Genomic DNA, 21,983 nt, shown 5'->3' with positions numbered 1-21,983 from the left:
CTAGACCCTCTCGATCTCTTCGGTGCCGAAAAGCCCGTAAGGCTTGATCATGAGGATGATGACCAGGACCACGAAGGGCGCCACCTCCTTGACGCCTCCACCGAAGAACTGGTCGAGGTATCCACCCGAGAGGTTCTCGAGGATGCCGATGATGAGACCACCCAGCACGGCCCCGGGAATGGAATCGAGGCCGCCGAGGATGACGGCGGGAAATACCTTGAGGCCGACACCGGCCAGGGTGCTGTTGACCCCGTTGATGTTCCCGATGAGGATGCCGCCCACAGCCGAGACCACAGCCGCGACGCACCAGGAGATGGCGAACACCTTCTTGACGCTGATCCCCATGGACAACGCGACCTGGTTGCTGTTGGCCGTGGCGCGCATGGCGATGCCCATGCGGGAGTATTTGAAGAACAGGGCGAAGAGCACCAGGAAGACCATGGCCGCTCCGAATGTGTAGATGTAAACCTGGGAGACCACGATCTCGCCCACCTTGACGGGTACCTGTGGGAAGATGGGCGGGAACACCTTGATCTGGGTCCCCCAGATGGCGGCTACCACCGATTTGAGGACAAGGGAAAGCCCGATGGTGATCATGATGATGGAGATAGCCGGTTCACCGATCATGGGCCGGAGTACCAGCCGCTCAATGAACAGGGCCAGGATCACGGAGAATATCATGGTGAGAAAAAAACCCGCCCAGAACGGGACCTGGTAGGTGGTGAGCAGGGCCAGACAGATGTAGGCGCCCACCATGAGAAGTTCTCCCTGGGCGAAGTTGATCACCGAGGAGGCCTTGTAGATGAGAACAAACCCCAGGGCCACCAGGGCGTAGACGCTGCCGATGGCCAGCCCCTGGATGAGCAGCTGTAAAAAGAACCACATCTCCTGCATTTCGGTTATCCCTTCAGTCGGCGAGTTTCCGGATGATCATGGTGGTCCTGATGCGGGCCGCGCGGCCGTCCTGGTACTTGATCGTGGTGTCGATGGGGATCTCCGACGCCTCGGTGTAAAGGGCCTCGATGACCTCCGCGTACCTCTCTCCGATGAAGCCGCGCCGGACCTTCTTGGTCCGGGTCAGTTCGTCGTCATCCGCGTCCAGCTCCTTGTACAGGAGGACGAACTTCCTGATGATGGACGCCTCGTTGATGCGCCTCAGGTCCCTGTTGACCTTTATCGCTTCGGCCTCGATAAGGTCGTAGACCTCCTGCTTGGCCGAGATGTCGGTGTAGGTCGTGTAGTTGATGCGCTTCTTCTCGGCCCACTTCCCGACGATGGACATGTCGATGTTGATGATGGCGGTGATGTAGGGCAGATGGTCCCCGATACAGACCGCTTCCTTGATATAGGGGGAGAACTTGAGCTTGTTCTCGATGAACTGGGGGCTGAACATGGTGCCGTCGGCCATCTGCATGACGTCCTTGACCCGATCGATGACCACGAGGTGCCCGTCTCCGGTGAAGTGCCCGGCATCCCCCGAGTGGAGCCACCCGTCGCGAAGGGTTTCCCTGGTGGCCTCCTCGTTCTTGTAGTAGCCCAGGAAAACGCTGGGGCTGCGGGACAGGATCTCACCGTTATCGGCGATAACGATCTCGGTTTCGGGGATCGGTTTGCCTACCGAGTCGAAGTTGACGTCCCCGTCATAGTGGATGCACGAGATGCCGGAGATCTCCGTCTGGCCATAGATCTGCTTGAGGTTCACGCCCAGGCCGTGGAAGAAGCGGAAGGTGTCCGGTCCCAGGGCCGCGCCGCCTGTGGATGCCGATCTCAGCTTTGAAAAGCCAAGCCGGTCCTTCAGGGCGCGGAACACCAGCAGGTAGGCAAAAAGGTATTTCACCTTGAGCCGGAACGACGGCTCCCTCTTTTCGAACCGGCAGTCAGCCATCTCGTACCCGACGGGGAGGGCCAGGTTGAACGCTTTCCGCTTGAGCCACGAGGCGTCCATGACCCTGACCTGGATGGACGCGGCCAGGTTCTCCCAGATCATGGGAGGCGAGAACATGACGTTGGGGGCGATCTCACGGCGGTTTTCGGTTACAGTTTCCGGTTCTTCGGGGAAGTTCACGGTGAAGCCCACCAGCATCGCGGAGGCGACGCCCATCATCTGTTCCCCGATCCAGGGCAGGGGGAGAAAGGAGACGAACTCGTCGTCCTCGAACTTGGGGTCGACCTGGATGAGGTTGCAGGCCATCCTCAGCATGTTGTTGTGGCTGAGCATGGAACCTTTGGGAAAACCGGTCGTGCCCGATGTATAGGCGATGAGGGCGAGGTCCTCCCCGGAGGTGGCCTCGACCATCCGCTTGAATATCTCCGGGTCCCGGTTGTGCAGGTCCCGGCCCATGGCTTCCACTGCCGTGAACTCAAGGAGCATCTCGTCCCGGTAGTTCCGCATCCCCTTCGGGTCGGTATAGATGATCCCGACTACCTTGGGGATGCTTTCTGTAAGCTCCAGGATCTTGTCGACCTGTTCCTGGTCTTCGGCGATGACGAACTTGGCGTCGGAATGGTCGATGACGAAGCCCACCTCCCTGGAGGTGGAATCCTGGTAGATGCCCAGGGGGACGGCCCCGGCGCACTGGGCGGCCAGCTCCGCAAAGACCCACTCCGGACGGTTGTCCCCCACAATGGCGATCTTGTCGTCCTTCGCCAGGCCCAGGCTGACGAGGCCCAGGCTGAAGTCCCGGACGTGATCCAGGTAGTCCTGCCAGGTGAACGACTGCCAGATCCCGAACTCCTTCTCCCTCAGCGCGACCTTGCGATCTCCAAACCTGGAGGCGTTCCGCACCAGGAGTTTCGGCAGGGTGTCGGATGGGTCAATTGGAGGGAGAATGGCAGAATCTGTCATTTTCTTCTGGTCCATTAGTTTAAATACCTCATCGACAGATTCTGCTTACGAGGGGGGACGGGGTGACACGGCGACACGGCGACACGGCGAAGAAAAGCGCTCGATTCGCTCGCTCGGCCAGTCTCCTAAGTCGTTCAGTCGAGCGGTATTGGCTGTCAATGTTCGTCCTCTCCCAGATAGGCGGCCACGACCTTCGGGTCCGCCTGGATCTCGGCCGGTTTGCCCAGGGAGATCCTCTCCCCGAAGTCCAGGGCGCAGATCCGGTCCGAGATGCCCATGACAACCCCCATGTCGTGCTCGATGAGGACCACCGTGATATCCCGCTCCTCGTTGATGTCAAGGATGAACCGGGCCATGTCCTCGGTCTCCTCGGCGTTCATCCCGGCCATGGGTTCGTCCAGGAGCAGGACCTTGGGGTCCAGGGCGAGGGCACGTCCAAGTTCGACGCGTTTCTGGAGGCCGTATGCCAGGGTGCCCACGGCCTTTTTGCGGATGTCCTGGATCTCCAGAAAGTCGATGATCTCTTCAACGACCTCCCGGTGCCGTATCTCCTCGCTGCGCGCCTTCCCGAACCACAGCCCTCCCGTGAAGAGGTTGGTGTTCATGTGGATGTGACGGCCCAGCATGAGGTTGTCGATGACGGTCATTCCCTTGAAGAGCTCGATGTTCTGGAAACTCCTGGCCAGGCCGAGCTGGGCCCGTTTGCAGGGAGACATCCTGACGATATTCTTGCCCTTGAACAGGATCTCCCCGCGATCGGGGGAGTAGAGTCCCGAGATACAGTTGAAAATGCTGGTCTTGCCCGCGCCGTTGGGGCCGATGATGGCGAAGATCTCGCCCTCGCGGACATCGAAGTCGACCCCGTTGAGAGCCATGATCCCGCCGAAATGAAGATGGATGTTCTTGAACTCCAGGATGGGCAAGTGTGAAGATCTCCCTGCGGGGTTGGAATTAACCTAAAACGTTGTTTTGATTTGGGTGGACAAAAAAGCCCTATACAGTTACGCTATTTGGCGGTTTCATGTCAAGTTGAAAGCCGGACGAACGTTGTTTCCATGGGGCTCGGGGGGGATGCGGATCCCGTTTGTTGACATAGCCGCCGGAAATTGGGAAATAGAAAACAGGCGGTTGCTGCAAGATTTTTACCTCCGCACTTTGCACTTTACACTCTGCACTTTTCTGAAGGAGTTCGCCATGTACGCAAAAGATTACATGACCAGGATCGTTGAGACGATCCATCCGGACGACTACCTCGTTGACGTCCGCAAGACCATGCAGGAGCGGAACCTGCGGCACATCCCTGTTGTGGATAACGGAAAGCTGGTGGGGATCGTGAGCCTCAACACCATCCGCGACGCGGCTCCGTCCAAGGCCACGGACCTTTCCATCCATGAGATCCACTACCTCCTGTCCAAGATGAAGATAAAGGATGTCATGAAAAAAGATGTGGTGACCTGCGGTCCCGAGGACCACGTGGAGGATGTAGCCAAGGTCATGCAGACGAGGAGGATAGGGGCGGTCCCGGTGGTGGAGAAAGGGCGACTCCTGGGGATCCTGACCAACGCCGAGATGTTCCTGATCCTCATGAAGATCCTCGGCATGGATTCTCCGGGAAAGCGGATTACCATCGACATGGAGCGGGGCAAGGGTGAACTCCTGGTAGACATCGTGCGCTCGGTCAAGGAACGAGGCAAGTTCATCAAGAGCCTCCTGTCCATGGAGAGTCCCCGCGCAGGACGCCAGACGGTCATCCTCCACCTGGACAGTTCCGATATGACCGAGGTCATCGAGGATCTGGAGACGGCAGGGTTTGACATCCAGTCGGTGGATGAAGTGGGGTAATTGCCGCCGGCGGCGACCCGGGAAGGGGAGACGCGCAGACGCGCAGACGCGGAGAAGGGGTGACGCGGCGAGAAACAGTATGGAGGTATGGAAGTATGGAGGTAATAACCCTCGTTTTTCTCCGATACCCCGACACCCCCTTACGCCGATACGTGGGCCCAAAGCAAGAGGCCGATTTATCCCCGTGTCCCCGTGTCATCCTGTCCCCGCGTCTGACGGGCCGGATCCGATACACCATTTAAGCCTGCAAGAGGTGAAAATTCGATGAAAGAAGATAAAGGAACAGTCAGCTATCAGGTCGACGGCCCCATTGCCACCATCACCCTCTCACGGGCGGGAAAACGGAACTCCATGACCCAGAAAATGTTCGCCGAACTGGATGCCATCGTCCGACGGGCCAGGGGAGAAGAGGATCTTCGCGTCCTCCTTATTCGCGGGGGAGAGGGTACATTCTGCGCCGGTGACGACCTGGCGGAGCTTTCGTCCATGGATCCGTCTAAAGCCCGGGATTTTATCATCAGGGCTCAGGGAACCTTCACCAGCCTGGAAGCCCTGTCCTGCCCGGTCCTCGCGGCAGTGGAAGGGTTTGCCCTGGGTGGCGGGCTCGAGCTGGCCCTGTCGTGCGATCTGATCCTGGCAGCTCAGGGCGCACAACTGGGGCTGCCGGAGTTGAACCTGGGAATTATCCCCGGGCTGGGCGGGACGATACGGCTGCCCAGGCGAACGGGGCTCGGCAGGGCCAGGGACCTGATTTACTCCGGCCGCATCGTAGGCGCTGAAGAGGCCCGCGACATGGGGCTCGCGGATGCCGTTTACCGGGCGGACGAATTTGAGGGCAAGGTTCTCGAATACGCGGGGCTGCTTGCCTCCAAGTCCCCGGCTGCCCTCGCCCTTGCCAAATCGACCCTTAACCGGGGCATGGACGCCAGCCTGGAAGCCGGCCTGGCCCTGGAGCGGGAGGCGTTCGCCTACTGCTTCTCCCTGCCTGACGCGAAGGAAGGGATCTCGGCGTTTCTGGAAAAGAGAAAGCCGGTGTTCGGGAAATGATACCGACACCGGGACACGGGGACACGGGGATAAATCGGCCTCTTGCTTTGGGCCCACGTATCGGCGTAAGGGGGTGTCGGGGTATCGGAGAAAAACGAGGGTTGTTACCTCCATACTTCCATACCTCCATACTGTTTCTCGCCGCGTCACACTCTCTCCGCGTCTCCGCGTCAAGGTGGCGAACGAAGTGAGCGACATCGGGCGCGGCTACACTCACGTCTACACCGGCGACGGGAAGGGCAAGACCACAGCGTCCCTGGGGCTCGCCGTGCGTGCGGCCGGAAACGGCCTTGGCGTCCTGATCATCCAGTTCCTCAAGGGAAGCGAGATGACCGGAGAGCGCAAGGCGGTCCTGCATTTGAAACCTGTTATCGAGATCAGGCCCCGGGGCCGGGATGGCCTTCTCAGGCCGGACGATATCACCGGTGAAGACAGGACCATGGCCATGGAAGCCCTGGTGGAGAGCTGTCGGGAGATAACGAGCCGGAAGTGGGATGTGATCGTCCTCGACGAGATCAACACCGCCTGTGCCCTGGAACTCATACCGGTGCCTCGCGTGACGGAACTTATGGACGGGAAGCCGGACGGTCTTGAACTGGTCCTCACCGGAAGGGGAGCGCCGGCGGAGATCATCGAAAAAGCTGACCTCGTCACCGAAATGCGGGAGATCAAGCATTATTTCCGGCAGGGAGTGTCGGCGAGGAAAGGGATCGAAAAATAAATATGACTGTGTCGGAGTGTCGGCGTTTCGGCGTGTCGGGGAAAAATCAAATACAGTATCTGTATTTTCTCCGTTACACCGATACCCCGTTACACCGAAACGTAACCTGATCGATGAGGAGTGAAATGACGAAGAAGATCAGAGTGTTGATAGCCAAGCCCGGCCTTGACGGTCACGATCGCGGGGCCAAGGTCGTCGCCCGCGCCCTGAGGGACTGCGGATTCGAGGTGATCTACACCGGCCTTCACCAGACGCCCGAGCAGGTTGCCGCCGCGGCTGTTCAGGAGGGTGTGGATGCCGTGGGGCTGTCCATCCTCTCCGGTTCCCACGGGACTCTCGTTCCAAGGATCATCGGGCAGCTCCGGGAAATGGGCGCCGGCGATATCCCCGTCTTCGTCGGAGGGATCATCCCTGAAGATGACATCCCCGGTCTCAAGGAGGCCGGGGTCCTGGCGGTCTTCACCCCCGGATCCCCTACCTCCGATATCGCCGACGCCATTGTCCGGGCTTCCCGGGATAAGTGACCTTGCCGACCACGAAGGTTACTACCGAATCCGGTGACGGGTGGGCTATCCTCACCCTTTCCTCGCCCGCCGGCCTCAACAAGCTCGGTTCCGACACGCTTGCCCCCCTGCTGGAACAGGTGACAGATGCCCTGGACAGCGGTGCGCGATGCCTGGGCATCACCGGTGAGGGCGGATCCTTCGCTGTGGGGGCCGATCTGAAGGAGATCGGCACACTCACCCCGTTAACCGCACGCGCCTTCTCGGATCAGGGAAACAGGATCTTCCGCCTCCTCGAAGGGGCCGATGCCGCCGTGGTCGCCGGTATCGACGGGTTCTGCCTGGGCGGCGGCCTGGACCTGGCCCTGGCTGCCGACTGGCGGGTTGCCGCCGACCGCTCCCTCTTCGGTCACCCCGGTGCCGACCTGGGTCTCATAACAGGTTTCGGCGGGACCCAGAGACTGCCCAGGCTCATTGGCCAGCGTGCCGCTGCCCGATGCCTTTACACATCGCGGCGCCTCGATTCCGACGAGGCGTACCGCCTGGGGCTCGTCCAGGAGGTCTGTACGCGAGAGAAGTTCCAGGAACGGTTTCGGCAGAGGGTGGCCGCCTTCGCCGATCTGGAGCCGGGGCTGTTCCGTGAGCTCAAACGATATTTGTCAGCCTGATAAAGACCCACGTCAGACTCTCAAATATCGTTTATAGGGAAATTTAAATACAGGAACCGCAGATGAAGCAACTAGACCAACTTGTACGCAATGCTCTTAAAAGGGATCCGCTGGCTCTGGGAAGGGTCGCCCGGATCCTCGATGACGGCCTCGATGGCCGGGACGAGGTTTTAAGCCGGCTCTACCCCCGCGCCGGGCGGACCCGGGTCGTGGGGATCACCGGACCGCCGGGCGCCGGCAAAAGCACCCTCGTCAGCGGCCTCATCAGCCACGCGCGGGCGAAAGGCCTTTCTGTGGCAGTCCTGGCCGTGGACCCTACCAGCCCCTATTCCGGGGGCGCGGTGCTAGGAGACCGGATCCGCATGCAGGAGCACGCCACGGACCCCGGCGTTTTTATCCGGAGCCTGGCAACCCGGGGAAACATGGGGGGCCTCAGCCGTACCGCAGGACACCTTTTGACCCTGATGGACGCGGCCGGGTTCGATCTCGTTTTCCTGGAGACGGTAGGTGTGGGGCAGGAGGAGGTTCAGATCAAGGACCTTGCCCAGACCACGGTCTTCGTCACCGTGCCCGGGCTCGGGGACGGGATCCAGGCCATGAAGGCGGGGGTCCTGGAGATCGCCCACATCTATCTCGTCAACAAGGCGGACATCCCCATGGTGGAGGCCACCGTCAGGGACCTCAAGGCCATGGTCTCGCTGGGCGGCGGTGAAGGGGAATGGGAGCCGCCGGTCCTGACATCGGTGGCAAAGGAAGGGGCGGGGATCGGTGAACTCATGAACGAGATTGACCGGCATTACGACTGGCTTGAACAGTCGGGTGGCCTCGACCGGTGGCGCGCCGGCACTGCCGGCGCCGCGGTGACCGAAGCGCTCAAAGAGATCATGGAAAGTTCCCTGTCGGCGCTGGTGAACGGCCGCGGCAGGGAATGGGACGAGGATGTCCGGAAGGTGGCGACCAGGGAGAGCGATCCATTGTCGGTGGCTCGCCGGTGGCTCGCCAGGCTCGATTTCAACAAAGATTGAAATCGAGTTCTACGCACGCACGAGAAGGACTGAAATTCCACCGTACGTCCGTGAATGTGTGAAGCGTACGTGCGAAAAAGAGAATAGCAGCGGATTACTTCCTCGCACACACGCGTTTACGCTCTTCGCAAGCACGAGACAGGGAGAGTGCCCCATGGACTTCTACGAGGTCATCAAAAGCCGCCGCAGCTGCCGGGTATTCAAACCGGACCCCATACCCAGGGACTCCCTCGAGCGGATCGTGGAGGCCGCCCTCTGGGCCCCTTCCGGCAAGAACCGGCAGAACTACCGGGTATTCGTGGTGGCGGGGGATAAAAGGGACCAGCTTGTATCCGTTGCCGACCGGTCTTTCCCCTTCATCGAAGAGAGCCTCCGGGAGATGTACGAGGAGAAGATCGTCTCCTTCACCCGCAACTTCTTCAGGACCCTGGGCGGCGCTCCCGTGCTCCTCGTCTTCTACTCGGTCCCCACGGACGAGGGACCGTTCGTGGACGCCCAGACCGTGTCCGCAGCTGTCGAAAACGCCCTGCTTGCGGCCACGTATGAGGGGCTGGGGACCTGCTGGATGACCAACCCCGTACACCTGTCCGGCGAGGTGGACAAGATCCTGGGAGTGGAGGGGATGGACCTCATCGCCTTCGTTCCCGTCGGATACCCCGGCAAGGAACCGCCCACGCCGCCGAGGAAGGAAGGGCGCGTAGCTTGGGTTGGATTTGAATGAGTATTAGAATTCAAATCCTATCCACCGTGTGTGCGTATGTGAGTACGTGCGAAAAAGCATACGGCTGATTCGTTCTCACGGTGACTGAATTTACGCTTCACGCATTCACGCACGTACGAACCGTACAATCCGTACATGGAGGATCACATGACCAATTTCGAGAAGATTGCCCTCAACTACACCATCACCCCCGAGTCGGAGATCCGTTCACGGATTTCACGGTTCCAGGAACTTCTCCGGGAAAAGGAGATCAGGGCCGCCATTCTCCTCCAGCTCATCGACCGGTTCTACTTTTCCGGGACCATTCAGGACGGTGTGCTCATCATCCCCGCCCAGGGCGATCCCCGCTACCTGTGCCGCCGGAGCATCGAAAGGGCGAAAACGGAGACGCCCCTGGAAGTGCTGCCCTTTACCAGTTTCAAGGAGATCCCTCTTTCCCTGGAAGACCTCGGAGCCCTGCACGCCGTCAGGCTGGGCCTCGAGCTGGACGTCATCCCGGCGGCCTTGTTCACCCGGTTCGGAGCCCTCGTGCCCGAGGCCGACTGGCAGGACCTTGGCCCCCTCGTCCGGGAGATGCGGGCGGTCAAGTCGGCCTGGGAGATCGAGCGGATCCGGGCTGCCGGGGTCCAGGTCGGCAAGGTCATCGACACGGCGAGGGAAAGCCTCGTCGAGGGGATGAGGGAGGTTGAGTTCGCGTCCATCCTGGAAAAACGGGCGCGTGAGCTTGGGCACCAGGGAATCCTGAGGATGAGGGGGTTTAACCAGGAGCTTTTTTACGGCCACATCATCTCCGGGGAGCATTCGGCCCTGATGTCCCACATCGATGCTCCTTCCGGGGGGATGGGGATGAACCCCTCCGTCGCCCAGGGGGCCGGGTTCAGGACCATCCGCCGCGGTGACCCCGTGAGCGTAGATTTCGTAGGCAATGCGGGCGGGTACCTCATCGACCAGACCCGGCTCATGGTCATCGGGGAACTGGGTGAGGGGTTGGCCGAAGCGTTCCGCCAGGCCAGGGACATTCAGGACCGTGTGATCGAGGCGGCAAAGCCGGGGTCAGCCTGGAGCGCTCTTTACGATATCGCCCGAGGTGCGGCTGAAGAGTTCGGCGTCCAGGACCGTTTCATGGGCCCTCCCGGTGAACAGGTCAGGTTCGTTGGCCACGGCGTAGGGCTGGAGGTGGACGAGTACCCGTTCCTCGCTCCCAGGCTTGAAAGGCCCCTGGAACCGGGGATGGTGTTCGCGTTGGAGCCCAAGATCTTTCTGCCCGGTGTGGGCATCGCCGGCATCGAGGACACGTTCCTGGTTACGGATGGTGGGGTGGAGCGGCTTACCGTGACGGAAAGGGAGATCATAAAAGTGTAGAGTGCAGAGGCCAAGGCCCAGTACCCGGTCTTATTATGCAAATTTCGTTTTACTTTTCTGGTACTACCTGGAAATTTTCCAAAATAAAACAGCGGTTACTCCTGTTAAAGGTGGGGATCCCTGCCCGTTCCCTGGATACCCCTCCCTCGGGCGCCCTCGCCCATACCCCATCACAACCCTTGAAAAGAGTTAAATCGAGCGATTTGACCCTATTTGAGGTCGATAACGTCACTTTTCAATGCCCATGACAGCCCGCCGCCGCCTTTTTCCTTGACACCGTTAAAACGGTGTTATAAAAAGCTTATTATATCACACAGTAAAACGACATATCGAAATTGTGCGGGTATGCAAAACGGGTGGTGACGGGATGGTTCACCCGTTTTTCTCTTTAAAGAAGCACAAGCAGCTAAACTTTTTTCCAGACTGATCCAGGTTGCCCGACGGGGGGGCAATAATTCAAACGGGGCTTTCTGCCCAGGCGTCCGAGGTTGCGATATCCCCGACTCATTTCACCGGCAGCCGGCGCGCCGTAAAGCAACAGGGAGGAGAATACGGAGCCATGCAGGTTAAGACAAAAAAACAGGACCCGAAGAGCCCTTATTTCCAGTCTGACATTGAGACCATGCCGGTTGAGAAACTCAAGAAGCTTCAGCTCGATCGTCTCAAGAAACAGGTCAGGAACGTTTACAACAACAACCCCTATTTCAAAAAGGTCTACGACAAGGCCGGATTCAATCCGGGCGACCTGAAGACCCTCGAGGACATCTCCAAAGTTCCGTTCATGGAGAAGTCCACGGTCCGCGACGGCTACCCCACCAAGATCGTCACGGGGAACATGGCCGAAATGAGGGAGATGCACAGCACCTCCGGGACCACCGGCAAGCCCGTCCTCATCTTCGCCAACGAGAACGATATCAACCTGTGGGCCGACCGAAACGCCCGTGAACTCTGGATGACTGGTGTTCGCCCCGGCGACATCTTCCTGAACTCCTTCGGATACGGCCTGCCCACCGGCGGGTTCGGTTTCCATTACGGAGCCCAGCGCATGGGCGCCTGCCCCATCCCCCTTTCCGGCGGCCAGTCCGACCGGATGGTGGACATCCTGGTGGACCTGCCCGTCAAGGCTTTCTGCGCCACCCCATCCTTCGCTCTTTACGTGGGACAAAAGGCCCAGGAGAAAGGGTTCGACCTTGCCAAGGATTCCACCTGCAAGATCAGCCTTCACGGAGCCGAGCCTTGGCCGTGGGCAACCCGTGTCAAGATCGAGGAACTTTTCGGCACCAAGGCCTATGACGAGTTCGGCATGACGGAGTTTCTCGGCCCGGGCATGACCTGTGAGTGCAAGGCCAGGAAAGAGAAAATGCCCCAGAAGATGCACGCCTGGGCGGATCACCTCCTTGCCGAGTGCATCAACCCGAGCACGGGTGAGCCGGTGGCCGACGGTGAAGATGGCGAGATAGTGTGGACCAACCTGGTCAACACCGGCACTCCCCTCATCCGCTACCGCAGCCGGGATCTTGCCTCCCTGACCTGGAAGCCCTGCCCCTGTGGACGGACCCATCCCCGGATGGCTGCCATCAAGGGCCGCTCCGACGACGCGGTCTCCATCTCCGGCCTTATCGTTTTCCCGAGCCAGGTGGAAGAGGCCCTGACGCCCTTCCCCGAGATGGGCGCCAATTTCCGCATGCTCATCGAGACCGACAGCAGGGGCATGGACAAGTGGACCCTTAAGATCGAGCTCAAGGACAAGGCTTACCTGAGCGACGCCGCCCTGGTGGAGAGGCTCAAGAACGAGATGAAAATTGCCGTCAAGGGCGTCACCGACGTCAACCCGAAAGTTATGGAACTCATCGGGCCAGACGAGCTTCCGAGGGCCACATCCGGTGAGGGCAAGACCGCCAGCGCCCGCGTCGACGACAGGCGCAAGAAGTAGAACTGAACGCTGTTTTCCATTCGTCCGGAGGGTTTTTCCCTCCGGGCGAACTGCACACAAACCAAACTGAATAGGGAAGGAGGTGTTAGAATGGAGCAGCACAAGCGCATGCGGGCTCGGATCTCGGAAGAGGATCGCAGATTCTCCGAGAGCGTCCAGCCTACCGAGTCGTTTGAAACCTGGCAGAAGGTCATCTCCGCAACGTGGGACATGACAATCGTGGCCGTGGCCTACAACGACATGCGGATCCCTCTGAAGAGGGTGCCCGAGACTCTTGAGGTCCTGGAAAAGGAGATCGGAAAGGTCAGCGACGAGGTGACGCTCAACGTCATCGAGGAAGAGATCAAGACCGGTATCCGGCATTTTTCAGATATCCTTGAAGGAGCCAGGGACAGCCGCGAGGGGATGGACAAGATCCTCCGCGCGACCTGGAACCGCAGGGTCCAGCTCAAGAGCTAAACGGCGTTATCAGCCAAGATTCGGATGAAAGGAGAACAGGTTATGGCAGAGGTGACTATCCCCACTTTTATGAGGGGAAAAGACAAGATCATGTCCCTCTCGGATGCGGTGAAGACCTTTATAAAACCAGGCACATGCATCTGCCCGGGCGGCTTCAGCTACACCAAGAAGCCCTTCGCCCTGGCCCGAGAGGTTATCCGCCAGAATATCGGCGATCTATTCGCTACGATGAACGGCGGAGCATCGATCGTTGATTTCTGGGCTGGTGCGGGTCTGGTGAAGCTGCTGGACACGACGTATATCGGCCTTGAGGGCATTCAGCCGGTGGCGTACAACATCCGTCGCTCCATCCAGGACGGGACCATCGATGTGGAAGACTATTCGAACTATGGTTACGGTCTCAGGACGGTCGCGGGCCGGTACGGCTGGCCTTTCGCGCCCCTGATGTCCGAGTTCGGAACCAGTCTTTGTGAGCATGACACGTTCAAGAAGATGGGCCTGCGCGGCAAGAAAGCCGACGGGTCATGGATCCATCCCTCCGTTGCCCCGGAGCGAATGGCGGTCGTAGAGGATCCCTTCGACGGATGGGGACTGCGGCCACATGCCTTTAAGGGCGGCGACGGTACTTCCAACAAGACCAACGCCCTGGAGCAGGTTCGCGAATCCACCGCCTACACAGGCAAAAAGGGTGTCAAAGTCATCCTGGTTCCGCCCATCCTTCCCGAGGTGACCATTGTTCTGGCCCAGAGGGTCGGAGAGAGGGGCACTACGCGGATCGAAGGCATCCTGGGTCCTGACGCAGAACAGGCTATTGCGGCAAAGAACTGCATCGTCCAGTGTGAGAAGATCGTCAGCGAGGAGGAGCTCAGGGCTCAGCCGTACTCCAATACCATTTCGATGATGTTTATTGACGCCATCGTGGAAGTGCCCTTCGGCGGTTTCCCCGGTCAGGTATCTTATTATTATGACTATGACTGGGACTTCTGGCGGAACTGGGCACAGCTGAACAGGAAGCCCAAGGATGAGGTCAAAAAATTCATGTTCGATTGGGTTATGGAGGACGAGTGGTCCTTCCTGACCAAGCGCCCGGGTGATGGGTATCCCACGATCACCGGAACCAAGGGTCTCCAGAGGCTCTTCGAGCTGCGTGCCGATGCCATGTACGGCTACAAGCCCGGCCTGGCCAGGCCCCTGTAAGGTTGCGGCTTAATCCTGATTGCCTGAATGAGGAGGTAGAAATGTCAGTTATCAGACAGAGCGATCCCAAACTCTGGACTCATGTCGATGACAATGAATATGAGGCCTACTGCAAGGAGAAGGGGATCGATCCAGAGAAATATACGACGATGGAGCTGTTGACCATAGCGGCTGCCCGGCAGACTTACGACTATTCGTTCATCTTCGCCGGCACCGGGCTGCCCATGATCGGATGCATGATGGCCCAGCACACCTATGCGCCCCATGGCATGATCATCATGGAGGCCGGAATCCTCGATCCCAAGCTTCTCGAGGTTCCCATCTCCGTGTCCGAAGCACGGGGAGGCTATATGGCCGGCGGCCTGTCGAACATGGCCGATACTTTCGGCACCTACGCCCAGCGCGGTTTCTGCACCTTCGGGATGCTGGGCGGAGCCGAGTGCGACAAGTACGGGAACCTGAACTCCACCGCCATGGGCGGCTACTATTCCAAGAGTGCCCGTGACGACGGCAAGACCGGTCCCGCGGTGCGCTTTGCCGGTTCCGGCGGCGCCAACAACATCGCCTCCTACGCCGACATGGGTCTTGCCATGATGGTCCAGGAGAAGAGGCGCTTCCCCGAGGTGAACGAGTACGTCACCTCGATCACGGGATCCCGCGGTCCCATAGGCACAGCAGAAGACCGCTGGCATATGGGCCTGTTCCGGGGAAGCGGAACCACCATCGTGTCCGACCTGTGTATCTTCCGCAGTAGCCCCGAGACGGGCGAGCTCGAGATGTCCGAGATCTATCCCGGTGTCGACGAGAAGCTTGTCAAGGAGAACGTCAGCTGGGAGCTGAAGACCGCCAAGGACTTCAAGCCCTTCGATACGCCCGCGCACGAGGAAATCAAGATCGCGCGGATGGTCTGTGACCCGAACAGAATCTATCTTGGCCGGAAGACCAAGAGAGATCTTGCCGCCGAGAAGTAGGAACAACCGGGTGGAGAGGGGCTTAAGCGCCCCTCTCCGCCTGCCTTTCTCCACCCTGGGAACAGCAGTGCCGTACCACGGGAGGAGCGGATGTAAATTCTCAACTTTATCAAATGGTATAGCAAAAATGAGATCACAGAAGGGGGAGGCGCACTTAGATGTTAGACGATTTCAACTTTAAGATTCTGGAATTTGAAAGAAAACTCGCCCTTGAGGAGATCCAGGAAAAGATGAAGACCCTGGAAGCTTACCCGGGGACCTACACGCCTCTCGGAGAGAGGGGCGGACGGTGGACGCCGGAAAGCTGGGAACTTCCCACCCTGTATTTTTCCTCCGATGGAAAGACCCTGGAAGTTGTCGTCAAAGATATGGATATCGGTGACGTGGAGAATTTTCTTTGCGATCTCGCGCAGTCACTGGGATGCAAGATCCTTGGAGAATACCTGGAATACTATTAAAGCGAATTCAAGTTTTCAAAATCCAAATTGCGGAATGAGGAAGCAAATCCTTCTTTGGAATCTGGAATCTGAAATCTAAACCAGCCCGGGGGGCCAACGACCATGAAAGACAGATTCACAGACAACCCTGCAGCACACGATTACTGGACGAAGGGAAACCAACTCTTCGATGAGAAAAAGATCACTCCGGCCATCGAGTATTACAAGAAGGCCCTCAGGAAGGACAAGAAGTTCGCCGAGGCCCACAACAACATGGGTACAGCCTACTTCGAGATGAAGGACTACCGGAACGCGCAAGAGTGTTTCAAACAGGCGGTTCTGATAAAGCCCGACTTTGTCGAGGCGCTGCTCAATCTCGGGTCCGCTTACCTGTTCGACGAGCAACCGGTACGGGGCCTGGAGGTCCTGACGAAGAAACCGAGGCTTCAGGATGCGGCCATGGCTTATGAACAGGTCATCCACCTCAGGCCCGAGCTGCCCGAAGCCTACATGCATCTGGGCCTCGTTTACGAGCAGATGCACCGGACTGACGATGCCCTTAAAACTTACAGGCGCTTCAAGGAACTGTGGGATGGTACCGGCCGCTATCTGCACGCTGTTCAGGAGAGGATCGACAGGCTCGAGATGGGACGCAGGTCGGGTATCAGCGAGTCGGTCAGGATGAAGAAGACGGCGGATTGAGAATAATGAGAAGATATCCTTAGGTTCCCAGCAATGGGAAAGGGGGTGCCCCTCTGGTTTGCCCCCCCTCCTGGAGGGGCATCCCCGTTTTTTTCTTTCTTTATTGACAGGGTCGCAAAAAGTCCAATCCGGGACTTTTTGCTCAACGGAAAGGGAAAAGCGTCGTTTTCCCTTTCCTCACAAATCAATGACTTACGGTGCGGGTCATTGATTTGGGCACCCCGCGCGGGGTGCGTTGATGGACTTTTTGCGAGTCTATCTTTATTGGGTGCGTACGGTCCAAATCGATTCGAGGTCTTGAACCGGGATGATCAAGAGAAATAAAAGCGATTACATCATTCACTCGGTGGACCACGCCTTCGATGTCCTGGAGGCTTTCAGGGCGGACGAACCTGAGCTGGGTGTGACCCAGCTCGCCAAGACGCTCAACCTGCACAAGAACAACGTGTTTCGCATTCTGGCCACACTGGAAGGCCGCGGGTACGTGGAACAGAATCCGCGCACCGGGAACTATCGCCTCGGGCTCAAGGCTTTCGAAGCCGGACAGGCCTACCTGAGGCACACCAGCCTTCTCTCTGTATCCCACCCCCAGATGGAAGCTCTCACCGCACAGCTCAGAGAGAACACCTACCTTTCGGTTTTGCGGGGGACTCACGTCTTTTACCTGGACGAGATCGTCGCCGACCAGACGATCCAGGTGATATCGCGCCTCGGAACCAGCGTTTCACCGCACTGTACCGCCACCGGAAAGATCTTTTTGGCCTTTATCGGCGAAGCTGTTTCCGATGAGCTTATCAAGAGCATGGTGCTGCAGAAGTTGACCCCCAATACCATCACCGATAAACGTAAACTCAAGGCAGCGACCAGGGATGTCGCCCGGAACGGTTTTGCCGTTGACAACGAGGAATGGAACGAGGGTCTCAAGTGTGTTGCGGCTCCCATCCTCGATTATTACGGAAAGATCCAGGGCGCCCTGTCGGTCAGCGGCCCGTCCGACAGGCTTCCCGAACAGCGTGTTGAAGGGGAGATCGTCCCCGCCGTCATGGAATGTGCCGTTGAGATCTCCCGGAAGTTGGGCCATCTCATCGACCGGACCGTGGAATGAAACCAGTTTCAAAACACTGTTTCTTTTTATAATTCCGGAAGTTTATTGCCGGCAGACGTAACCTGTTGTTTCAGACGGGTTTTGTAACTCGGGAATTTGTGCCGGTATCTCGGGAAGTGAATTCCGGAGTCCTTGACTTATCACCCCCCCATCAATACAATCCCGTTTTATTCATCGGTTGTGATGGATCTGAAAAAATGTCTGACTGGGAGCGCTGCGGGCGTCCCGGGCTGTCAGGTCATGCCCGAACAGGATGGACGCGAAGCGTGCATTCTGCGGGACGGAGGAGTAGATGACCCAGACCAAGAGGAAAAAAACCGATTACATAATACAGTCGGTTGATCATGCCCTGGATGTCCTGGAAGCGTTCCACGGAGAAGAGGATGAACTCGGGATCACCGAACTGTCCAGGCGCCTCAATCTCCACAAGAACAACATCTTCCGCATCCTGGCGACCCTTGAGAATCGAGGCTATATAGAGCAGAACAGGGTTACCGACAACTACCGTCTGGGGCTTGGAGCCCTGGAAATGGGGCAAACCTACATCCGGCACACGGGCCTGCTGAGGGTGGCCCGCCCGTTGATGGAGGAGCTGAACCACAAGATCAACGAGAACGTTTACATCGGTATCCTCAAGGAAAATTACGCCTTTTACCTCGACGTTGTCGAGTCCACCCACACGGTCCGGGTTCTCTCAAGGGTGGGATGCAGGGTGCCCACCTATTGCAGCGCCATGGGAAAGGCACAGCTTGCCTTCGAGAACCCCGAGACGATCGCCGAGGTCCTGGGGAAAAAAGAACTCAAAAAGTTCACTCCCAAAACCATTTCGGACCGCGACAAGATGCTCGAGCACCTTGCCCTGGTCAAGGAACTGGGATACGCCATTGACGAGGAGGAGTGGGACGAGGGTGTCCGGTGTGTCGGAGCTCCGATTCACGACTATACGAGGAAAGTTGTCGGGGCCGTGTCCATCTCCGCCCCATCAGTCCGCATGTCCACGGACCAGTTGAAGAAGGAGTACGTTCCCCTGATCCTCAAGGCCTGCGGGGAGATCTCCGAAAAACTGGGGTACAAGTCATAAGGGAGCCACCGGGCTCCCAGTGTCTAGGAGCCTGTCGGAGAACCTCCCTTTTTCTTAGCAGGGAGGGCACAGGCTCCTAGGGACAAATAGCGCGAAGAGCAAAGCACGAAGCGCGAAGAAAGGCCCTTCTTCGCTCAGCGTTCTTCGAACTTCGCTCCAAGCGACCAATTATTACGGAGCTAGAGTATGATCGACAAAATGCGGATCAAGGCGTCAGGAGCCGTCCTGGTAATCGTGGATGTCCAGGAGCGCCTGGCCAAGGTCATGGACCGGCGTGAACAGGTCGAAGGAGCGATCGGCGTCCTGATCCGGGTTGCCCGGCTCCACGATATCCCCGTTGTTCTGACCCAGCAGTACACCAGGGGCCTTGGCCCCACGGTGAAATCCCTCGCCGGGCAGCTGGAGGGGGTCGAACACGTCGAGAAGATCATCTTCTCCTGCTGCGGTGAGGAGCCGTTCAACAAGGCCCTCGACGGCCTCGGCAGGAAAAAAGTGATCCTCACCGGTATGGAGGCTCACATCTGCGTGTATCAGACAGCCCTGGATCTCATCGACTCGGGATACTCCCTTCATGTACCATGGGATGCCGTCTGTTCAAGGTCCGACGGCAACCGCGACGCCGCACTGAGATCCATGGAACGGGCCGGTGCCGTCATAACCTCTTCGGAAACCGTCGCTTTCCAGATCCTGGGGAAGGCAGGCACTCCTGAGTTCAAGGAGATCTCGGCGCTCTTACGATAACCCTCTTCCATGAAATCTTCTCTCACTGTCGACAGACCCGGTACCGAGGTCCTTTTTTCCGGGAACGAAGCCATAGCGCGTGGATGTGTTGAGGCCGGTGTTTCCTTTGTCACCGGTTATCCCGGAACTCCCACCACACCGGTCATCGAACTTCTCAGGTCAGCCGGTAGCGAGATCGGCGCCCGCTGGTCCGTCAACGAAAAGGTGGCCATGGACATCGCCGCCGGACATTCCTGGGCGGGACTGAGAACCCTTGTCACCATGAAGATGTCGGGCCTCAACGTGGCATCCGACACGGTCCTGTCCGTGGCCGCCTCCGGAACAGTCGGGGGGCTTGTGATCTACGTTGGCGACGACCCCGGCGTCTATTACGGTATGGTCGAGCAGGATTCCCGCTACTATGCCCTGCTGTCCTCCGCGCCCATGCTGGTTCCCGCCAACCCCCAGGAGATGCTCGATTTCACCCGCTACGCATTCGAGCTATCCGAGTCCATCGGCGGGCCGGTCTTCCTGCGGAGCACCACCGTCCTGTCCTACACCTACGGCAAGGTGACCCTGGGAGAGATCAGGAGGATGCGGCAGAAAGCTTTCTTCACCTTCGACATCGACAAGTTCACCAAGGCCGGTTCGGCCCGGTGCCAGAGACAGCACAAGGAAGCCATTGAGAGGGTCGATCGGGCAGGCAGTCAGGCCGATCACCTGAACCTGCTCACCGAGACCGGGAGCAGGACCGGCGTTATCGCTTCTTCACTTTCCTGGGATTACCTGATGGAGGTCCTGGAAAAAAACAATCTTGACCTGACCCGTCTCAAGGTCGCCACAGCCCACCCGGTTCCCCGGGAAAAGATCAGGAAGATCCTCGGGAGCACCGACAAGGTCCTGGTCCTCGAGGAGCTCGATCCCCTCATCGAAGGCGCGGTCAGGGCCGAGAGCAGCATGATGGAAAAGCCGCCAGTGGTCTACGGCAAGGAGGACGGGCTCGTCCCGCGCGTAGGAGACCTTTCCCCGGACCAGGTCAGGGAGTACCTTGGCCACGTTCTGGGAAAGAAGGTCGAGGCGTGTGCCGGGATCGGCGCCGTGGCTCTCGCCGAGCCCCTTAAGGTCCAGCGGCTTCTCACCTTCTGCGCCGGATGCCCCCACCGCAGCTCCTATTACGCCCTTGTCAAAGCCATGAGGGAACTGGGGAAGGACCCGGCCCGGACAGTGGTCACCGGGGACATCGGCTGCACCATCCTGGGGATCAACGAGCCTTTTTCCATCTGCTGGACCGAGGTTTCAATGGGCAACAGCATCGGGCTGGCGGAAGGGTTCCTCGACGCGGGGATGCACAGGCCTGTGGTGGCGACACTCGGCGACGGGACCTTCTACCATTCGGGGATCCCTCCCATCGTCAACGCCGTCGCCACAGGGCAGGACATGCCGATCATCGTTCTGGACAACAATTGGGCGGCCATGACCGGATACCAGGAGACCCCCGGGACGGTGGGTGGTGACGAGATCCGTGTTCCCATCGAAAAGATAGCCCGGGGATTGGGAGTGCGCTCTGTAAGGGTGGTCAAACCGTACCGCACAAGGAAGGCGGTCAGGGCCTTTAAAAAGGTTCTCACCGGCAGTGGGGTCAACGTGCTGGTCCTGAGGGGACCCTGTGTCGCCCGACAGCCCAGGAGCTGGGACCGCGCGGTCAAGGTCAGCGACAGGAAATGTCCCGGTTTTGACCGTTGCGAACGGACCTGCGTTGAAGCCCTGGCCTGTCCGGCCATCGTTCGGGAAGGCGACAAGGTGCGCATTGACAACGAGGTCTGCCAGAGCTGCGGCCTTTGCGTCAGCTACTGCCCCAAAGGCGCCATCAGGTCAAACTTTTTCAGGATGAGGAGACGGAAGGTTGGAATTTAACGTCGTCGCGGCCGGCATCGGCGGGCAGGGGATCGTCCTGTTTTCGGAGATCCTGGCCAAGGCCATGCTCACAGACGGGCTCAACCCCAGTTTCTACGTCCACTCGGGCCTCGCCCAGCTGGGGGGGTCCGTGCGCAGCCACATCCGGGCCGGCGAACGGATCTGCCCCAAGATCAGTCACGGATGCGCCGACGCCATCCTTTCCCTGGAACTTTCCGAGATCCTCCACGCCGTACCGTACCTCAAGAGGGACGGCAGGGTGCTTGTCAGCGATGTTACGAGGATGCCCTACCACACCACGATGAACCCGTCCCTTTACCCCACCGTCGACATGGTGCGGGAGGTGTTCACCCGGTCCGGTATCGATCCGGCTATCGTCCCTGCCGGTCAGATCGCACGGGGCGTGGGCCATTGCCAGACGGTGAACATGGTCATGCTGGGGGCCCTGGTGGCCACCACAGGGATCGTGGACACGGAGACGGCGGTGAAGACCATCCGGTGCATTATCAATGGGGGGGAGGATATTAACGTCGAGGCGTTCTGGAAGGGGTATGAGTTCATAAAAGGACAAGACTACGTCTAGCCCTTTTATGAAGAGTCCAAGGTCCAAAGTCCAAGGTCCAAAGTTGATGACTTCGCAAAAAGTCATCAACGCGCCCCGCGCGGGGCGCCCAAATCAATGACTCACCCCGTAAGTCATTGATTTGTAAGGAAAGGGAAAACCACGCTT

22 protein-coding genes are annotated in these 21,983 nt (G+C 58.9%); 19 read left to right on the top strand and 3 right to left on the bottom strand.

The features are described from left to right. The 3 genes from P1S46_04505 to P1S46_04495 all read right to left on the bottom strand — a co-directional run bounded on the left by P1S46_04505 (window position 1) and on the right by P1S46_04495 (window position 3,768). The gene (locus tag P1S46_04505; protein MDF1535750.1) at window positions 1-885 is read right to left on the bottom strand and encodes a branched-chain amino acid ABC transporter permease; all 885 of its coding nucleotides are present in this window, start codon (window positions 883-885) and stop codon (window positions 1-3) included. A gap of 22 nt (window positions 886-907) precedes the next feature. After that, entirely contained in the window at window positions 908-2,860 is a 1,953-nt protein-coding gene (locus P1S46_04500) for an AMP-binding protein (GenBank protein ID MDF1535749.1), read from the bottom strand. A gap of 140 nt (window positions 2,861-3,000) precedes the next feature. After that, on the bottom strand, window positions 3,001-3,768 hold the full coding sequence (locus P1S46_04495) for an ABC transporter ATP-binding protein (GenBank protein ID MDF1535748.1): 768 nt from the start codon (window positions 3,766-3,768) through the stop codon (window positions 3,001-3,003). A gap of 271 nt (window positions 3,769-4,039) precedes the next feature. On the opposite strand from P1S46_04495, the gene P1S46_04490 reads away from it, so the two are divergent. The 19 genes from P1S46_04490 to P1S46_04400 all read left to right on the top strand — a co-directional run bounded on the left by P1S46_04490 (window position 4,040) and on the right by P1S46_04400 (window position 21,836). After that, window positions 4,040-4,687, top strand: a complete 648-nt coding sequence (locus P1S46_04490; GenBank protein ID MDF1535747.1) for a CBS domain-containing protein — start codon at window positions 4,040-4,042, stop codon at window positions 4,685-4,687. 264 nt (window positions 4,688-4,951) lie between these two features. Continuing rightward, a complete protein-coding gene (locus tag P1S46_04485) occupies window positions 4,952-5,734 on the top strand; it encodes an enoyl-CoA hydratase/isomerase family protein (protein MDF1535746.1) in 783 nt (260 codons plus the stop codon). Between the two features lie 187 nt (window positions 5,735-5,921). Next, entirely contained in the window at window positions 5,922-6,455 is a 534-nt protein-coding gene (locus tag P1S46_04480) for a cob(I)yrinic acid a,c-diamide adenosyltransferase (protein MDF1535745.1), read from the top strand. A 125-nt stretch (window positions 6,456-6,580) separates the two neighbouring features. After that, window positions 6,581-6,979, top strand: coding sequence for a cobalamin B12-binding domain-containing protein (locus P1S46_04475; protein MDF1535744.1), 399 nt, complete (start codon window positions 6,581-6,583; stop codon window positions 6,977-6,979). A 2-nt stretch (window positions 6,980-6,981) separates the two neighbouring features. Beyond that, on the top strand, window positions 6,982-7,626 hold the full coding sequence (locus P1S46_04470; GenBank protein MDF1535743.1) for an enoyl-CoA hydratase/isomerase family protein: 645 nt from the start codon (window positions 6,982-6,984) through the stop codon (window positions 7,624-7,626). A 62-nt stretch (window positions 7,627-7,688) separates the two neighbouring features. Continuing rightward, complete coding sequence (meaB, locus tag P1S46_04465) at window positions 7,689-8,651, top strand: methylmalonyl Co-A mutase-associated GTPase MeaB (GenBank protein MDF1535742.1); 963 nt, start codon at window positions 7,689-7,691, stop codon at window positions 8,649-8,651. 154 nt (window positions 8,652-8,805) lie between these two features. Then, window positions 8,806-9,372 (top strand): nitroreductase family protein, encoded by a 567-nt coding sequence (locus P1S46_04460; protein ID MDF1535741.1) that lies wholly within the window; start codon window positions 8,806-8,808, stop codon window positions 9,370-9,372. A gap of 147 nt (window positions 9,373-9,519) precedes the next feature. Beyond that, window positions 9,520-10,734: a Xaa-Pro peptidase family protein gene (locus P1S46_04455; GenBank protein ID MDF1535740.1), complete on the top strand. Its 1,215-nt coding sequence runs from the start codon at window positions 9,520-9,522 to the stop codon at window positions 10,732-10,734. A gap of 559 nt (window positions 10,735-11,293) precedes the next feature. Continuing rightward, window positions 11,294-12,667 (top strand): phenylacetate--CoA ligase, encoded by a 1,374-nt coding sequence (locus P1S46_04450; GenBank protein MDF1535739.1) that lies wholly within the window; start codon window positions 11,294-11,296, stop codon window positions 12,665-12,667. A gap of 90 nt (window positions 12,668-12,757) precedes the next feature. After that, window positions 12,758-13,126, top strand: a complete 369-nt coding sequence (locus tag P1S46_04445; GenBank protein MDF1535738.1) for a hypothetical protein — start codon at window positions 12,758-12,760, stop codon at window positions 13,124-13,126. 42 nt (window positions 13,127-13,168) lie between these two features. Beyond that, window positions 13,169-14,323, top strand: a complete 1,155-nt coding sequence (locus P1S46_04440; protein ID MDF1535737.1) for a hypothetical protein — start codon at window positions 13,169-13,171, stop codon at window positions 14,321-14,323. A 41-nt stretch (window positions 14,324-14,364) separates the two neighbouring features. Next, window positions 14,365-15,294, top strand: a complete 930-nt coding sequence (locus tag P1S46_04435) for a hypothetical protein (GenBank protein MDF1535736.1) — start codon at window positions 14,365-14,367, stop codon at window positions 15,292-15,294. A 158-nt stretch (window positions 15,295-15,452) separates the two neighbouring features. Next, window positions 15,453-15,752, top strand: coding sequence for a hypothetical protein (locus P1S46_04430; protein MDF1535735.1), 300 nt, complete (start codon window positions 15,453-15,455; stop codon window positions 15,750-15,752). Window positions 15,753-15,854: 102 nt separating this feature from the next. Further along, complete coding sequence (locus P1S46_04425) at window positions 15,855-16,433, top strand: tetratricopeptide repeat protein (protein ID MDF1535734.1); 579 nt, start codon at window positions 15,855-15,857, stop codon at window positions 16,431-16,433. A 307-nt stretch (window positions 16,434-16,740) separates the two neighbouring features. Then, window positions 16,741-17,538, top strand: coding sequence for an IclR family transcriptional regulator (locus tag P1S46_04420; GenBank protein ID MDF1535733.1), 798 nt, complete (start codon window positions 16,741-16,743; stop codon window positions 17,536-17,538). A 292-nt stretch (window positions 17,539-17,830) separates the two neighbouring features. After that, window positions 17,831-18,619, top strand: coding sequence for an IclR family transcriptional regulator (locus P1S46_04415; GenBank protein ID MDF1535732.1), 789 nt, complete (start codon window positions 17,831-17,833; stop codon window positions 18,617-18,619). Window positions 18,620-18,805: 186 nt separating this feature from the next. Then, entirely contained in the window at window positions 18,806-19,360 is a 555-nt protein-coding gene (locus P1S46_04410; protein MDF1535731.1) for a hydrolase, read from the top strand. Between the two features lie 9 nt (window positions 19,361-19,369). Beyond that, complete coding sequence (locus P1S46_04405; GenBank protein MDF1535730.1) at window positions 19,370-21,253, top strand: indolepyruvate ferredoxin oxidoreductase subunit alpha; 1,884 nt, start codon at window positions 19,370-19,372, stop codon at window positions 21,251-21,253. Next, the gene (locus P1S46_04400) at window positions 21,243-21,836 is read left to right on the top strand and encodes a 2-oxoacid:acceptor oxidoreductase family protein (GenBank protein ID MDF1535729.1); all 594 of its coding nucleotides are present in this window, start codon (window positions 21,243-21,245) and stop codon (window positions 21,834-21,836) included. The genes P1S46_04405 and P1S46_04400 overlap by 11 nt, the downstream gene beginning before the upstream one ends. Window positions 21,837-21,983: the final 147 nt, after the last annotated feature.

It is taken from the genome of bacterium (assembly GCA_029210545.1).
Classification (GTDB): Bacteria; BMS3Abin14; BMS3Abin14; order BMS3Abin14; family BMS3Abin14; genus JARGFV01.
The sequence above is the reverse complement of the archived record's forward strand: the minus strand, read 5'-3'. Positions and strand labels throughout refer to the sequence as shown.